General features: G+C 72.0%; 11 protein-coding genes and 1 pseudogene. All 12 read left to right on the forward strand.

The genetic code is table 11. The features are described from left to right. The first annotated feature begins 5 nt into the window (after positions 1 to 5). On the forward strand, positions 6 to 791 hold the full coding sequence (locus tag SGA01_RS36715; RefSeq protein ID WP_167534265.1) for a SagB/ThcOx family dehydrogenase: 786 nt from the start codon (positions 6 to 8) through the stop codon (positions 789 to 791). After that, the gene (locus SGA01_RS36720) at positions 778 to 1,860 is read left to right on the forward strand and encodes a JmjC domain-containing protein (protein WP_141302401.1); all 1,083 of its coding nucleotides are present in this window, start codon (positions 778 to 780) and stop codon (positions 1,858 to 1,860) included. The genes SGA01_RS36715 and SGA01_RS36720 overlap by 14 nt, the downstream gene beginning before the upstream one ends. Next, positions 1,857 to 3,047 carry an insulinase family protein gene (locus tag SGA01_RS36725; protein ID WP_167534266.1) on the forward strand — a complete coding sequence of 397 codons (1,191 nt, stop codon included), beginning with the start codon at positions 1,857 to 1,859 and terminating at the stop codon, positions 3,045 to 3,047. The genes SGA01_RS36720 and SGA01_RS36725 overlap by 4 nt, the downstream gene beginning before the upstream one ends. Beyond that, complete coding sequence (locus tag SGA01_RS36730) at positions 3,047 to 3,619, forward strand: hypothetical protein (protein ID WP_141302405.1); 573 nt, start codon at positions 3,047 to 3,049, stop codon at positions 3,617 to 3,619. The genes SGA01_RS36725 and SGA01_RS36730 overlap by 1 nt, the downstream gene beginning before the upstream one ends. Further along, positions 3,613 to 4,908, forward strand: a complete 1,296-nt coding sequence (locus SGA01_RS36735; protein WP_141302406.1) for an MFS transporter — start codon at positions 3,613 to 3,615, stop codon at positions 4,906 to 4,908. The genes SGA01_RS36730 and SGA01_RS36735 overlap by 7 nt, the downstream gene beginning before the upstream one ends. Next, positions 4,905 to 6,386: an AMP-binding protein gene (locus SGA01_RS36740; protein WP_141302407.1), complete on the forward strand. Its 1,482-nt coding sequence runs from the start codon at positions 4,905 to 4,907 to the stop codon at positions 6,384 to 6,386. Before SGA01_RS36735 ends, SGA01_RS36740 begins: the two co-directional genes overlap by 4 nt. Further along, a complete protein-coding gene (locus SGA01_RS36745) occupies positions 6,383 to 6,883 on the forward strand; it encodes an acyl carrier protein (RefSeq protein ID WP_141302408.1) in 501 nt (166 codons plus the stop codon). Before SGA01_RS36740 ends, SGA01_RS36745 begins: the two co-directional genes overlap by 4 nt. Continuing rightward, positions 6,880 to 8,307, forward strand: a complete 1,428-nt coding sequence (locus SGA01_RS36750; RefSeq protein ID WP_167534267.1) for an AMP-binding protein — start codon at positions 6,880 to 6,882, stop codon at positions 8,305 to 8,307. Before SGA01_RS36745 ends, SGA01_RS36750 begins: the two co-directional genes overlap by 4 nt. Positions 8,308 to 8,381: 74 nt before the next feature. Further along, positions 8,382 to 9,401, forward strand: coding sequence for a serine hydrolase domain-containing protein (locus SGA01_RS36755; RefSeq protein ID WP_141302411.1), 1,020 nt, complete (start codon positions 8,382 to 8,384; stop codon positions 9,399 to 9,401). Between the two features lie 1,389 nt (positions 9,402 to 10,790). Continuing rightward, a complete protein-coding gene (locus tag SGA01_RS36770; protein ID WP_141302413.1) occupies positions 10,791 to 11,765 on the forward strand; it encodes a formylglycine-generating enzyme family protein in 975 nt (324 codons plus the stop codon). Then, the gene (locus SGA01_RS36775) at positions 11,762 to 13,057 is read left to right on the forward strand and encodes a cation:proton antiporter (RefSeq protein WP_229917823.1); all 1,296 of its coding nucleotides are present in this window, start codon (positions 11,762 to 11,764) and stop codon (positions 13,055 to 13,057) included. Before SGA01_RS36770 ends, SGA01_RS36775 begins: the two co-directional genes overlap by 4 nt. A gap of 322 nt (positions 13,058 to 13,379) precedes the next feature. Then, positions 13,380 to 15,595: pseudogene (locus SGA01_RS36780) on the forward strand (arylsulfatase). Positions 15,596 to 15,704: the final 109 nt, after the last annotated feature.

A 15,704-nucleotide genomic window follows, 5' to 3' on the forward strand; every position in this document is an offset into this window, starting at 1 on the left:
TGACGATGGCGGACAAGGAAGCGGCGGACACCGCTCTCGACTTCCACCGCGGCACCTATGCCGACGCCTCGATGCTGGCCGACTGGCAGATGCTGCCGGCCGACCAGTGGCCGGACGCGTGGTTCACGTACAACGAGAAGGTCTACCCGCGCCTGGAGAGCACCCCGCTGCCGGTGCCCGAATCCCCGGCCCCCGGAGCGGGCGCGGACTGGCTCGCGCGCCGGGCCAGCACCCGTACGCCGCTGGACGAGATGGCGCTCGCCGACCTCGCCCGGGTCCTCTGGGATACGACGCACTCCCGGCCGGCCGACGAGGACGCGGCCCTCGCCTGGCACCGCCCGTACCCCTCGGCGGGCGGCCGGCTGGGATGCGAGCTGTACGTCATCGCGCGGAACGTCACGGGCCTCGTCCCCGGCGTCTACAACTATGGTGTCGCACGGCATGAGTTGGTGCGCCTCCGCAGCGGCATGACGCCGGAGGTCCTCCGCTTCCTCTTCGGTGACGGATGGATGGAACGCACCTGCGCCTTCGTCGTCGCGACGGTCTCGCTCGACCGGCTGGAGACGAAGTACGGCCAACGGGGCTACCGGTACGGCCTGGTGGAGGCCGGCGGCGCCGCCCAGACGCTCTGTCTCGTCGCGGCATCGGCGTCCCTCGGGACCTGCCTCGTCGGCGGATTCGCCGACGTACCGATGAGTCAACTCCTCTTCTGCACACCGAACTCGGAGATCCCCGTGCTGGCCGTCGCCTTCGGCGACGCGGAGAAAGGGCGACCGGATGCTCGTTCCTGAACACGCAGTCGACGCCGTCCTGGGCGTGTCGCACTCCGAGCTGTCCGAGGCGACGGGCAGACGCTGGTTCCACAAGCCGGGCGCCCTGCCGACCGATGCGATTCTCGACTGGAAGGGCCTCAACAGGGCGCTGCGGTACGGGAACCTGGACACCGGCCAGGTGCGCCTGGTCGGCGGACGGGTGGCGACCGAGGAACTGTTCCACCGTTCCGTCGCGGGCGGCTCACGGATCTACCACCGGATCGCCCCGGAAGCCGTGCACCGGGCCCTCGACAGCGGCGGCACCCTCGTCATCGACCAGCTCGACCTGGTCGACCCCTGGGCCGACGAGGTGGCGCGCGCCCTGTCGGGGGTGTTCTCCGCGCGGGTCCAGGCCAACGTCTACGCCTCCCTGCGCGGCGCGCCGGGCTTCGGCGCACACCGGGACACGCACGACGTCTTCGTCGTCCAGGGCAGCGGGAAGAAGCACTGGACCGTGAAACCCGCCGAGGGCACGGACACCGGCGGGGCGAGCTTCACCATGGAACCTGGCGACGTCCTGTACCTGCCCGAGGGAACGACCCACGACGTCGGCACGCACGCACGGGGATCCCTGCACATCACGTTCGCCATTCCGAGGCCGAACCTGGGGGAGCTCCTGGCGTGGAGAACCGCCGGCTCCGGCGCCGCTCTCCTCCGTACCCCCGTCGACCCGTCCGACCCGGGGGCCGCCGCCGGATCGGTCACGGACTGGGCGGGACGCGCCGTCGAGGAGGCCGACGTCCGCCGGTTCCTGGAAGACGGTGTGGGGCGCGGAATGGCGCCCTCCTTCACGAACCTGCCCTTCGCGTGCGGGGACGGGCTGACGGTGGGGGACGACCTGCCCGTGCGGCACGGGCTGTCCGCCCGGCGGTCGTTCGTCTCCGTTCTCCCCGACGGCGCCGGCGACCACGCGAGGCTCCTCGCCCGGCTGTCGGCGAACGACCGCACCCCCGTGAAGGAGCTCCTCGCCGACGCGGGTGTCGACGACCCGGTCGCCGTCTTCCGCGATCTCGTGCGGTGGGGCCACGTCGAGGTGTCGGAGACGTGAGCGCGCGCCACATACGCGAGGTCGAGCCCGGCATCGGCTGGTCGGAGCAGAGGGGCGACACCGGGGCGCTCGCACTGGTGTTCCCGGCGGGCTTCGCCGCGGAAGGGGCCGGACGGCCGGGCCTGGCCCACTTCACCGAACACATGGTCATGGCACCGTCGGGCCGGGGCATGGAACCGTACGCGTCCCTTGAAGCGGCGGGCTTCCTCCTGGACGCCACGACGCGGCGGGACCACATGACCATCACGGTCAGCGGACCCCAGGGGTCCTTCCTGGACGCCGTCGCCGCCCTCGTGGCCCATCTCGCCAACCTGGACCGGCCCGAGGGGACCGCCGACCGGCAGGCGGAGATCATCCGCAACGAGGTGCTGGACAAGACCCGCCTCGCGCCGGAGTCGGACACCTGGCGCAGGTGGGTGCCCACGCCCGACGGGCCGGTCGGACTCGACCACGATCCGATCACCTCACCGGCGCTGGCCGGGTCCGTCGGCCACGCCGACGCATGGCGGGCCTTCGCCGCGGAGCACGTCCGTCCGGACCGGTGCGCGGTTGGTCTGGCGGTCGATCCGGGCAGGGTCCGCCCCGAGGACGTGGCGTCGCTGCTCGGTCCGAGGGAGTCTCCGAGGGATGGTTCGAGGGAGTGGGGGACGGAGCCCACGACGTTCAGGCCCGCGACCTCCGGGCCCATGGACTTCCGGGCCGCCGGATCCCGAGCCGCCTGTTTCCGAGCCGCAGGCGTCCGGCGGCACGAGATCGTCGTCCCCGTCGTGGACGACGGTCCGTCCGGGCAGGCTTCGGCCCTCGTCGCCGGTCACCTGCTGGCCTCCCGGGCCGCGACGGTCCACCGACGGCGCCCCGCGCCCCTGCGCTACGGCCTGTTCGACGAATGGTTCAGCGAGAGCGGGCCGACGGCCCTGACGATCGCGCTGCCTGCCGACTTCGGTCCGGAGGCGCACGAGGACGTCCTCCTGCGATGTCTCCGCGCCGCTCCCCACCCCGACGTGACGGCACGCGCGCGTGAGCACGTGTCCGAGCAGTGGCGCAGGCGCACCGCGACCGCCTCGGCGGGCGCCCGCTCGATCGCCCAGGCGCTGTTCGCGGGACGTCCCGGCGACCCGTTCGCCGATGTCGACCCCGCCCGGGTCGCACGTCACCTGGAGACGATCACCGTCTGGGAGGAGTGCTGATGCCCCGCCCCGACACCCGGACGACGCGCTGGGGCGAGGGAATGGACCTGATCGCACGGCCCTCGCACGTCGCCGCGACCGTGCGGGTTCCCCTCGCCCGCCCGGAGGACGTCATGGCGTGGCTCTGTCTGTGCGAGGCACTCGCCGGGGGGTTCACGAGCCCGCTGACCCGGGCGGGGCGGCACGAAGGCACGCTCTTCCGGGTCAGGCTCGCGCTCCTTCCCGGCACTGCGGAGGAGGCGGTCCTGGCCCTGACGTTCACGACGTCCGGGCGCTCCGAGGCGGCCAACACCCGGACGGTGCTCCGCGCCCTGACCGAGCTCGCGGACCGCGGCGAGGTCGGGGCGCCTCAGTGGGAGAGCGCGGCACGCCGCCTCGCCACCCGCATGGCCACGACCGACCCGTTGCCGCCGCACTCTACGTGGCGGCGCCCCCCGTACGACGCGTACCTGGACGACCCGGTGGCCTGGGCCACGCGCACGCGGCCCCCCGAGGGACACCGGCAGCGGCTCGCGGAGATCCTGCGGGCGCTGTCGGCCCGCCGCGCGGGCGCGGAAGGAGAAGCATGCTGACCCCCACGTCCACCGGTGCGCGGGCGGCGAGTCCCGTCCGCCTCCTCCGGCGCGTGAGCACGGTGTCCAGCCTGGAGGACGGCGCGTTCACGGTGGTCCTCCCGGTCCTCGCGCAGAAGTCGGCGGGCGACATGGGCGTCGTGGCCGTCTTCATCGCCCTGACCGCTCCCTGGGCCCTGACATCGTTGCCTCTCGGCTACCTCGCGGACCACGTGTCGCGGACACGGCTCGCGAAGGGCGCCGCGTTCGGGCGCCTGGGCTTCGCCGTGTTCCTCGCGGCCCTGCCCCTCTGGACGGGCAGCGCGCAGTGGCTGTTCCCCGCCGTGGCGTTCGGCCTCGGCACCTGCGGAGTGGCCTCGGAGATCGCGCGCCAGTCCCTCGTACCGCAGCTCGTCTCCGGACCCGAGGACCTCGTCTCCGCCAACGTGGAGATCACGAAGGTCTCGCAGCTGTACGGGGCGTTCGTCGGACCCCTGCTGGCAGGAGCGCTCCTCACCTGGAACCAGGCGCTCACCACCACGGTCCTGGCCGTCCTAGCCGCCCTCACCCTCCTCTTCACCCTGCTGCTGCCCGCGGTCCCGCCGCTGCGCGACGAACCCATGCGGCCGCGGACCATGGTGAAGGACGGCCTCGGCGGCTTCCGGTACATCTGGCGCACCCGTACCCTCCTGGCCCTCGCGGCGTCAAGCTGCCTCGTCTCCGCCATCTGGTACGTCTGGGAGACCACCTTCGCGGCCTACGCCCTCGCCGACGACGGCCTCGGAGTCTCCGAACTCGGCTACTCGCTGCTGCTCCTGTCCGGTGCTGCCGGCGGATTCGTCGGCGCCCGCCTGGTCCAGCGGATGCTGAGCGCGTTCCCGCTGCGCGGCGCGCTGACGCTGAGTCTGGTCGGCTGGACGGTGTGGTTCGCGGTGCCGGCGTTCACGACAAACCTGCTCGCAGTGGCCGGGAGTCTGGTCGTCGGCGGTTGCAGCGGGCTCCTGTGGAACACCATCTCGATCTCGGTACGTCAGCTGGTGACGTCCGTCGAGATCCTCGGAAGGACCACGGCGGCCTACCGGGTCGTCACCCGGACCGGCCGGGTCGTCGGAGCGGCCCTCGCGGGCGTCCTCATGCCGCACATGCCGTGGCAGCACATCCTGGCCGCGTGCGCGGGAGCCATCGCGCTGACGGCCGTGGCCCTCCGCTTCCTGCATCGCGACGGCGACGACGGCGACCGTACGAGTGCGGGTGCGGGTGCGGGCACGGGCGACGACGGTGCAGGAGCGTCGGCGAAGGAGGGAGCATGACGACGTCGGCGCACGCGCGCGGGCCACAGGCGACGGACTGGATCCCCCGCGCGACCCTGGTCCTGCACTCTCGGGACGGGCGTACCGAGATGCTGCGTCCCGATCACCTCGCCGAGCGCCTCCCGGAGTCGAGGGAACGTTTCCGCCGGTCCTCGGGTGGCGACCGGAGCGTCTGCCTCGTCCCCGACGCGCGACAGCCGTTCGCACGCTTCCTCACGGAGCTCCTCGCGGCTCTCGCCATGCCGCACCCGGTGGCCCTGCCCGACACCGCGCGCCCCACCTCACCGGTCGCCGAGCTGGCCGCCCACGGAATCAGGGCCCGCACCCTCGGTACGGACGCGGGCCACGAACCCCCGCCCGCAGCGCCCGTGGCCCTGCCCGAGGGCGCCCTCCTGTTGCGGACCGGCGGCACCAGCGGCCGTACCCGCTTCGCGGTCAACACCAGCATGCGGCGCGGGCTCGTACGCGACAGCCGGTTGAGTCTCGCGCGGGCCGTGGGTCTGCGCGACGGGGTCCTGGCGCTGCTGGCGGGGCCGGTCGGCCACGCCGCCCACCTGAGCATGCTGCTGGACGCGGCGAACCACGAAGCCGAGGTGCATCTGTACGAGAGCCCCGAGCCGGCACGGGTGCTGCCCGACATCCGCCGCCACGGCATTCAGTGGCTCGCCGCCACCCCCCTGCACCTGCGCGTCATGATGCGACAGACAGAAGACGGCCGCGGCACCGGGGAGCTGCGGAAACTCGTTCACATGAGCGCGGCCTGCGGGGAACCGCTCAAGAGGTTCTGGCACGCGGCCCTCGGCCCGGAGAACGTCTACGAGGTGTTCGGCTCCTCCGAGGGGATCGGCACCACGATCGCCCGGGGCGACGAGTGGGAGCGCCGCCCCGGCACCGTCGGCAGGGGCTTCTACACCTCCGTCGCCGTCCTGGACCCGGCGGGCCGCCCCGTACCGGCGGGCGAACCGGGCGACGTGTTCTTCGCCTACGGCGCGGCGGCGCGCCCCCTGCACATCGGCCGGGGGGACCACGTCCGGTGGACGGCCGGCGGACTGGTCGGGATCGGTGACCGCGGCTTCCTCGACGAGGACGGCTTCCTCCACCTGGAGACCAGACCGCAGCTCCGGATCACGGTGGGGGGAACCACGGTCGTGGCCACGGACGTCGAGGACGCGCTTCTCGGGTTCCCGTGGGTCGAGGACGCGGCGGCGGCCGGGATCGCCAACCAGGTGACGGGGCAACGCGTGATCGGCTTCGTCGTGCTCACCGCCGACGCGCCGGACACCTGGGCGGCCGAGCTCGCCGCGGGGCTGCGCCGGGACCTCCCCGCGGCGGCCGTCCCACGGAAGGTGTTCGCCGTCGGGGCCGTACCGCGAGCCCCGTCCGGAAAGGTCGACCGCGCCGCGCTGGCGACGATGGCCAACGCACACACGCGGACCGCACACACGCACAACGCACCCACGCAGAAGGAACCGCGATGACGCATACGCTCCTCGACACCCCCCACTTCACCGGCATCGGGCGACGCACCTCCGACGGCCGTCACGTGGTGGCCGTGTCCCTCCGGTCGTACCTGTCCGTCCCCGAGATCCGGGCCGCGCTGGCGGAGACCCTCGGCGAGGAGGCGGGGGGCGCGGGGGCGGCGGGGGAGACGGAGTTCGTCGTGCTCCACGCGGACGAGGCGGTGGACGCCGACGCGGTCAGCGACACCCGGCTCGCCACCGGGAGGCTCCACGTCATGCGCACCCCCGGGAGTGAGGTGGAGACCTCGCTCGCTGAACGGGTCGTGTCGATGATGACCGAGGACGCCGTCGTCAGCATGACGGACAGCGTCGCCGACCTCGGGGGTGACTCCCTCATGTGCCTGGAGCTCAGCGAGGCGTTCATCGGCCAGTGGGGTGTGGAGATCGATCCGGTCGAGATCTTCCGGGCCAACTCCCTGAAGGAGCTGGCCGAGGACATCGAGGCCAGACAGTGACGTCTCGCTCGCTGGACCTGCTGACCGCCGGCGCGCCCGCCGCGCCGGCGCTCCTCGAAGGCCCTCGCGTCGTGACGCGCGGGCAGGCGCGCGCGATCACCGAGGAGACGGCCCGCTTCCTGGGGGACGACCGCAAGAAACTCGTGATGGTCGAGAACCCCCGTTCGCTGCCGGGAGCGTTGGCCTGTCTGGCGGCGCTGCGCGCGGGGCACGCCGTGCTGCCCGTCGAGGCGGTCACACCCGACGACATCCGGGTCCACGTCGAGAGGCTGCGCCCCGACATCCTGGTCGGGCCGACGTGCGCGGCGGCGGTGGACGTGCGGGCCGGCTACGGCCGACCCGAGGCCGCCCCGCACATCGGGGCGGTCCGCCGCGTGGACAGCTCCCCGGGCCCCGACCTCGCGGGCGAGCTGGCGCTGGTGGCGCGCACCTCCGGATCGACCTCGGGGGGCAGGCTCGTACGCCTCTCGTACGACAACCTCGCGAGCAACGCCGCGAGCATCGGTACGGCGACGGGCATCCGGACCTCCGACGTCGCGGCGACATCGCTGCGCACGGACCACAGTTTCGGACTGTCCCTGTTCACCTCCCACCTGGCCGCGGGCGCCGCCGTGGGGCTGCTGACCGCCGCGCCCAGCTCGGCTCGCTTCTGGGCCGGAGCCAGGAGCGTCGGAGCGACCTGCGTGGGCCTGGTCCCGTCCACGGTCCGGTTCCTCCTGCGCAGCCCCGACTCATTGGCGGAACTGTCGTCCCTCCGGACCCTCCTGGTGGCCGGCGGCCCGGCGAGCCCCGAGGAGCTGCGCCGGCTGCGGCGGCACGCCCGGTCGGTGTACTACATGTACGGGCAGACCGAGGCGACGGCACGCATGACCTGTCTGGACCCCGAGGCCGCCGCCGAGCACGAGGGCAGCGTCGGGACCCCGGTGCCCGGCGGTCGCGTCGAGATCCGTGGCCGGGACGGAAGCCGGCTGCCCGACGGCCGGCTGGGCGAGGTGTACTACCAGGGGGCCAACGTCATGCTCGGGTACGCCCGTTCGCGCGCCGACCTGGCTCTGCCGGACGTCACCGGCGACACCCTGCGGACCGGTGATCTCGGCCTGGTCGAGGGAGGCATGCTCTACCTCCAGGGCCGTGTCGACCGCCAGGTCAAGGTGCTCGGCCAGCGGGTGAACCTCGACGCCGTCGAGGCGACGGCGACGGCGGTGCTCGGCGGCATCGCCACGGCCGCTGTGCAGCCCGCGCCCGACGAGGTGTTCCTCTACGTGGAGGGGGGCCCGGAGCACCTGGAGCGACTGCGCGGACCGTACCTCGCGCACCTGGGAGTCCCGAGGGGCTCGCTGCGCCTGCGGACGACGGCGCGGCTCCCGAGAACGTCCTCGGGGAAGATCAAGTACACCGCCGTCGGCGGGACGGCGACCCCCTAGAATGCGGCGGGCACCGTGCCCCCTCCAGCCACACGTTGCCCCTCCATCCACACGCAGCGAAAGGCGCATCGGCCATGAGCCCCTACGAACCCGCCGCGCGGATACGCGCGTTGCTGGAGAAGTGGGCCGCCCGCAGGGTGGTCCTCGGAGCGCAGGTCTTCCACCGGCACGGCGGCGAGGTGAACGAGATCGCGGTGGGGGAGGCGGCTCCCGGAGTCACGGCCACGCCGGACGTCGTCGGCCGTGTCTACTGTGCCAACAAGTCCGTCCTGGCCGTCGCGGCCGGAGTCGCCTCGCGGGAGGGACTGATCGGCCTTGACGATCCGGTGGCGCGCTTCTTCGGCGACTGCGCTCCCTCCATGTCCGCCGTGACGGTCGCCGACCTCCTCGGGCACACCTCCGGTCTGCCCACGGCGCTGCACAAGAGCACCGGTTCCCTGGAGGAGAGGGCCCGCCGCATCGTGGCCTCCGGCTCTCGGCAGTCGGGCCCCGCCCGCTACAACGCGCAGAGCGCGGCGGCCGTACTCGGCTCGGTCCTGGAGCGCGCGTACGGGCTCCCGCTCGCGGACGTCGTCGACGAGAAGGTGGCCCGGCCGCTGGCCCTACGGGACCTGGCGCTGGTCCCTCGCCCGCACCAGCAGTACGTGCCGCTGCACCGCCGGGACGGCGGCATGCGATTCGTCCCGGTCGTGGACGAGGACCTCGGCCTCCACCCGGCGAACCCGGGGCAGGCGGGCGTCTCCACGGCATCCGACCTGGGTCGCCTGCACGCGGACGTCGTCGACTCGCTGCGCGGGGAGGGCAAGCTCCTCGACCGCCCGGCTGCCGAGAGGCTCTGCGCGATGAACGCCACCGTGCAGCTGCACGACCTCGGGGCCCGCAGTTGGGGACTGGGCGTCCAACGCGACCTGCACCAGGGCATCCTGGGCGAGGGCTGGAGCCCGCGGACCTTCGGTCACATCGGCACCAGCCCCCGTCGGATCGTCGTCCTCCACGCCGCCGACCCGGAGTCCGGCCGGGTGATGGTACTGAGACTGTTCAGCGTCGCGGAGACCAACGACCGCTGCGTCCGGGAGCTCACCGCGCTGCGGTGACGCCCCCGAGCACCCCCCTCGTACGGCAGCCTCGGCCCGTGCGTAGTACGGCAGCCCGGTCCGCGGGCCGCGCGCCGACGATTCCTTCATGGCTTCACGCGACACGACCTCACCTGCGGCAGGCACGCATCAGCGCACTCCGGGTGCCCGCGAGCTGGAGGCCGCCGCGCAGGTCTTCGCGCTGCTCGCCGATCCCACCCGGCTCCAGCCTTCGCGCACGAGTTGTCCAGCTCCCGCGCCCTCCGCCGACGAGACCTCTGTTCCGCTGCCAGGCAGGGCTCGAGCGTCTCTGGGATCTGCCGGTGGCGGAGGCCAGGCACCGGCATCGGAACCGGGAGGCTGATGGGCTCTACCAGCTGCCTTGCATCGCCATCACACGGACACTTCAACCCCTGCTTCGGGTCCCTCAGGTTGTCCTCGGGAAGTCAGAAGTTCCGATCCTCGGTCGCTGCAGAAGACGACCGCCACGGGTGGTCCGGGACGCGGTGAGCAGGTCCCCCAGGGTGGTGTCGACACGTTGGTGCAGGTCGGTGCCGCGGATGGTGGCGGCATCATCGGTGAAGGTGTCTTCCAGGAGGATGAGGCCGCATTGGCCGAGGCAGTAGGCGTACTGCTTCAGGGCGGAGAGGCGTCATCCCAGGGGGCGTGGGGCGAGGGTGGTCAGGGTGACTCCGGGCGGGAGGTCGGTGTCACGGAGCTCGACGGTGCCGTGGTCGGAGAAGCTGCGTGCGTTGACGTCGTCGCGGCTTTGACGGTGATCCGTTCGAACAGTTCGTGGGCGGGGGCACGGCCGAAGGCGTCGCCGTGGGTGAAGACGTACAGACCTCGCAGGGCGAGGTTGGCACGAGCACCCCGCCGAGCACAGACAAGGGAAAATCTCTCGGCACCCTCAAGCTCGACCAGCTCGCCCACCGCCACATCTCGGCCTTCGTCACCGGCCAGCTCACCGCCGGCCGCGGCCGCACGACCCTCTACCGGTGCCTGGCCACCCTCTCCAGCGCGCTCGGCGATGCCGTGCGCCAGCACCGCCTCCCCCACAACCCGGCATCTCCCCCAGTCCTGCGCCGGCCGCCGTCGCCGGAGCGGCGGATCTGGACCACACAGGAGGCGGCCCGCTTCCTCACCCACTGCCACCAAGCCGATCCGGAGATGGCTGGTCTGTTCAAGGTTCTCATCGGCACCGGCATGCGCAAGGGCGAAGCCCTGGGCCTGCACGGGGACGACGTCCACCTCAACGAGGGCGTGCTCTGCCGTCCGTGTCCTGCGGCCGTCGGAGGCCCGCAGGGCGATCACCGCCAGTACGCCGCTCCGTGTCGATGCCGGGTGCGGACGGGTCGGGACCCGATCATGAGCGGATCGTCCCGTTCGCTCCCGATTGGTGCGCCACCCATGCCGGAAAGTGGATCAGGTAAGAACTGCTGCAGTCCGTCCAGGGGGGAGGCGGGGCGGCGTGCGGATACCGCCCGGGCGACTGTGGCCGCGTCCGGCGGCCGGCCGGCCGCCGGCATGGTCCGCGTTCCCGGCGGTGAGTTCCTGATGGGGGCGGAGGACGACTGGGTCGTGCCCGGCGATGGAGAGGGGCCTGTTCATCCGGTGCGGCTCGCGCCCTTCTGGATCGACCGCTGTGCCGTCTCCAACGCGGCATTCCGGGACTTCACCGAGGCGACCGGATTCATCACGGATGCCGAACGCTACGGCTGGTCGTTCGTTTTCGCTGGGCTGTTGCCCGGCGACTTTCCCGACACCCGTGCGGTCGCCGAGGCTCCCTGGTGGCGACAGGTGTACGGGGCGTGCTGGCGTCACCCCGAAGGGCCCGGATCCGATGTGGACGACCGCGCCGATCACCCGGTCGTCCATGTCTCGTGGAACGACGCCGGGGCCTACGCCGCCTGGGCGGGAAAGCGACTGCCGACGGAGGCGGAGTGGGAGTTCGCCGCCCGTGGCGGGCTCGAACAGCGCGCCTTCCCCTGGGGTGACGAGCTGGAGCCCGGCGGCGAGCACCGGATGAACGTGTGGCAGGGCAGCTTTCCCGACCACAACACGGGCGCGGACGGCTGGTACGGCACGGCGCCCGTCACCGCGTATCCGCCGAACAGTCACGGCCTGCACAACGTGTGCGGCAACGTCTGGGAATGGTGCGCGGACTGGTACTCGCCCGCCTACTACCGGTCCAGTCCCCGGGACGACCCGCAAGGCCCACCGGTCGGCCTGGGCAAGGTGATCCGTGGCGGGTCCTACCTGTGCCACGCCTCCTACTGCCGCCGCTACCGTGTCTCGGCCCGGAGCTCCAGCGGGCCGGACAGCAGCACCGGCAACCAGGGTTTCCGCTGCGCCGCCGAAGACACGTCCGCGGGGCCCTCGTGAGCGGCGGCGCGTGGGCGGGTGCGGCCGTGGCCGCGGTCACCGCGGGGTATGCGCTCGTCTCCCGGCGGTTGTCGACGACGGCCGTGTCGGCGCCGATGGTGTTCACCGGCTTCGGGGTGGCCATCGGTCCGTTCGGGCTCGGCCTTCTCGACCTGGAGCACGACGCGGGACCGGTCCTCACCCTGGTCGAAGCGGCCCTGACGCTCGTCCTGCTGACCGACGCCATGTCCGTACGCCGTCGTGACCTGCGCGTCGGCGGCTTCCTCCCCGGGCGTCTGCTGGGCATCGGGCTGCCGTTGACCATCGGGGCCGGCTGGCTCCTGGCGTGGCCGCTGCTGCCGGGGCTGACCGCGTGGGAGCTGGCGCTCGTCGGGACGATCCTGGCGCCGACCGACGCGGCCCTCGGCAAGACCGCCGTCTCCAGCCCGCGTGTCCCCGTGCTCGTGCGCAGCGGCCTCAATGTCGAGAGCGGCCTCAACGACGGCATGGCGCTGCCCTTCTTCGTGCTGTTCCTCGCGGCGCTGCCCGCAGCGACGGCTTCGGAGGAGGGGGTCGCCGGGGTCTTCTGGCGGGCGCTGGTGCTCAGTTCCGCGCTGGGTCTGGCCGTGGGGTGGGGCGGTGGCTGGGTATTGCGCCGGTCGCGCGAGAGGGGCTGGATCGCCGACGAGTGGCGCCAGGTGTTCGTCCTGGCCGTGGCCGCGGGCTCGTACACATTGGCGGTCGTCACCGACGGGAGCGGATTCATCGCGGCCTGGGTGGCCGGCTTCGCCTTCGGCGTCTCGCTGAGGCGGAGCAGCCCGGCGGTCGCGCCGCCCGGTGGCGAGGACACCCCCGACCTCGCCGCACGTCTCGCCGAGCTGCTCGCGTCCCTGAGTTTCCTGGTCTTCGGCGCCGTCCTGCTCGGTCCCGCGCTGGAGCACCTCGACTGGCGGATCGTCACTTACGCCGTGCTGAGCCTCACCGTGGTGCGGATGCTGCCCGTCGCCCTGTCCCTGGTCGGCACCGGTCTGGCTCTCCCCACAGTCGGCTACATCGGGTGGTTCGGACCGCGCGGCCTCGCTTCCGTGGTCTTCGGGCTTCTCGTGGTGGAGGAGCACGTCCCCGGTGTGCAGCTCCTCGGCCGGGTGATCGCGGTCACCGTGGCGCTGAGCGTCCTCCTTCACGGCGCGTCGGCGGTGTTCCTCGCGGATCGGTACGGCGTCTGGTACCGCAAGGCCGCTGCCGCGCGCCCACGGCTGCGCGAGGGCCGGCCCGAAGAGGGCGGCAGGGACTCCTCAGCCGCCGGGTCATAGGGGTGATCAGTCGACCTGGGCGCAGCGCAGCCCACCGCGGCACCGGAACGGGACCGGTCGGCGGCGCGGCAGGCACCCGCGGCAGGTGACCGCGACCGGTGATCACAGGGCAACGGAGGTTCAGTGGAAGGTGGCGCCCAAAAGCAGGTCTCACACTCGTGACCAGCGTGAGGAGAGTGCCATGGCCCAGCCATTCCGCGGTGTCGTCAACCTCGACATCCGCGATTCGGTCCCGGACTGGGGACCTTACGAACAGCCCAAGGCCCCGGCAGACTCTCCGAACGTGCTGTACATCGTGCTCGACGACGTGGGCTTCGGTGCCATGAGCTGTTACGGCGGTCCCATCGAGACGCCCAACATCGACAGGATCGCGGCGAGCGGCCTGCGCTATGGCCAGTGGCACACCACCGCTCTGTGTTCCCCGACCCGCTCGTGCCTGCTCACCGGCCGCAACCACACGACCAACGGCATGGCCTGCATCAGCGAGTGCGCGGTCGGCTTCCCCGGCGCGAACGGACACATACCCCCGGAGTGCGCCACGCTCGCGGAGATCCTCGTCGAGCAGGGCTTCAGCACGGCGCTGGTCGGCAAGTGGCACCTGTGCGCCGAGGACGAGATGAACCTGGCGTCCACCAAGCGGAACTGGCCGATCGGCCGGGGGTTCGAACGCTTCTACGGCTTCCTCGGGCTGAGACCAGCCAGTGGTACCCGGACCTGGTGCACGACAACCACCCGGTCGAGCAGCCGTCCACGCCTGAGGAGGGCTACCACTTCGGTGTCGACATCACCGACAAGGCCCTGGAGTTCATCGGCGACGTGAAGGCGATCGCTCCGGAGCGTCCGGTGTTCCTGTACTACGCCCCCGGATGCGCGCACGCGCCCCACCAGGTGCCGCCGGAGTGGGTCGAACGCTACCGCGGCCAGTTCGACGCCGGGTACGAGGCGATGCGGGAACAGACCATGGCCCGGCAGAAGGAAATGGGCCTGATTCCGCAGAACACCGAGCTGCCGCCGCTCAACCCCATCGGCACCCCCGAGACCCGCACCGGCCCTGGCGGCGAGCCCTTCCCGCCCCTGGACTACACCCGGCCCTGGGACACCCTGTCCGAGGACGAGCAGCGCCTCTTCGCCCGCATGGCCGAGGTGTACGCGGGGTTCCTCTCGCACTGCGACGACCAGATCGGCCGTCTGCTCGACTATCTGGAGAGCACCGAGCAGCTGGACAACACCATCATCGTGGTGGTCTCCGACAACGGGGCGAGCGGCGAGGGCGGCCCGAACGGCTCGGTCAACGAGAACAAGATCGCCAACGGGGTCCCTGACGACCTGGCCGAGAACATGGCCATGCTGGACGAGCTGGGCAGTACCAAGTCCTACGGCCACTACCCCAACGGCTGGGCGATGGCCTTCAACGCCCCGTTCAAGATGTGGAAGCGGTACTCGTTCAACGGCGGCACCTGTGACCCGTGCGTCATCTCCTGGCCGGCCGGCATCAAGGCCCGCGGTGAGACGCGCGACCAGTACCACCACGCAGTCGACCTGGTCCCGACGCTGCTCGACTGCCTGGGCATCGAACTCCCCGGCACGGTCAAGGGGCACACCCAGCACCCCATCGAGGGTGTGAGCATGCGCTACAGCTTCGACGCCGGCAGCATCCCGACGGCCAAGCACACCCAGTTCTATTCGATGCTCGGTTCCCGGGGCATCTGGCACGACGGCTGGAAGGCCGTCACCACCCACCCGACACTCAGCGGATGGAGCCACTTCCCGGACAACGCCTGGGAGCTCTACAACACGATAGAGGACCGGGCCGAACTCCACGACCTCGCCGCCCAGGAGCCCGGCAAACTCGCCGAGCTCGTCGGCCTGTGGTTCCACGAGGCGGGTGCCCACCAGGCGTTCCCGCTCGACGACCGCTCCGCCGTCGAGATCATCACCAACCCGCGGCCCCAGCTCGCCCCGCCGCGCAACCGCTACGTGTACCGCCCCGGCGGCGCGGAGGTTCCGGAGTCGGTCGCGGTCTCCATCCGCGGGCGCTCCTACTCCATCGGCGCACTGGTCGACCTGCCCGACCCGGGCGCACAGGGAGTGCTGTTCGCGCACGGCGGCCGGTTCGGTGGCCACGCCCTCTACGTCAAGGACAACCGGCTGCACTACGTCTACAACTTCCTCGGCAGCGAGGAGCAGCGGATCAGCGCGACCGAGGACCTGCCGGTCGGCCACGATCTGCTCCTGGCGGCGTCCTTCGACAAGGACGGCGAGGACCCGCCCGGCACCGCCCACGGCACCCTCAGCCTCTACTACGGCGAACGCAAGGTCGGCGAAGGGCGGATCAGAACCCAGCCGGGCAAGTTCAGCGTCGCGGGCGAGGGGCTCAACGTCGGCCGCGACGGCGGCGACGCCGTCACCGACGACTACCCCGGCACCCGCCCCTGGCCCTTCACCGGCGGAAGGATCGACCGGGTGGCCATCGACGTCAGCGGCACGGCGTTCATCGACCTCGAACGCGAAGCCGCCGCCATGCTCTCCCGCGAATGACAGGACTGCCGACGGCCGGAGCAGCCGGGCTCGGCTCGCTCCGGCCCTTGCGGCCGGGCTCGGGCGATCGGCACTCGACCGTGTCATGGGACGCCGGCGGGCGCCCGCC

The sequence above is a fragment of the Streptomyces gardneri genome (genome assembly GCF_006539185.1).
In the GTDB taxonomy this organism is placed as follows: domain Bacteria; phylum Actinomycetota; class Actinomycetes; order Streptomycetales; family Streptomycetaceae; genus Streptomyces; species Streptomyces gardneri.

What these genes read in the sequence shown, in the direction of transcription:
- SGA01_RS36715 (WP_167534265.1), top strand. Translation starts at nt 6, where the DNA reads ATGGCGGACAAGGAAGCGGCGGACACCGCTCTCGACTTCCACCGCGGC.
- SGA01_RS36720 (WP_141302401.1), top strand. Translation starts at nt 778, where the DNA reads ATGCTCGTTCCTGAACACGCAGTCGACGCCGTCCTGGGCGTGTCGCAC.
- SGA01_RS36730 (WP_141302405.1), top strand. Translation starts at nt 3,047, where the DNA reads ATGCCCCGCCCCGACACCCGGACGACGCGCTGGGGCGAGGGAATGGAC.
- SGA01_RS36735 (WP_141302406.1), top strand. Translation starts at nt 3,613, where the DNA reads ATGCTGACCCCCACGTCCACCGGTGCGCGGGCGGCGAGTCCCGTCCGC.
- SGA01_RS36740 (WP_141302407.1), top strand. Translation starts at nt 4,905, where the DNA reads ATGACGACGTCGGCGCACGCGCGCGGGCCACAGGCGACGGACTGGATC.
- SGA01_RS36745 (WP_141302408.1), top strand. Translation starts at nt 6,383, where the DNA reads ATGACGCATACGCTCCTCGACACCCCCCACTTCACCGGCATCGGGCGA.
- SGA01_RS36755 (WP_141302411.1), top strand. Translation starts at nt 8,382, where the DNA reads ATGAGCCCCTACGAACCCGCCGCGCGGATACGCGCGTTGCTGGAGAAG.
- SGA01_RS36770 (WP_141302413.1), top strand. Translation starts at nt 10,791, where the DNA reads ATGCCGGAAAGTGGATCAGGTAAGAACTGCTGCAGTCCGTCCAGGGGG.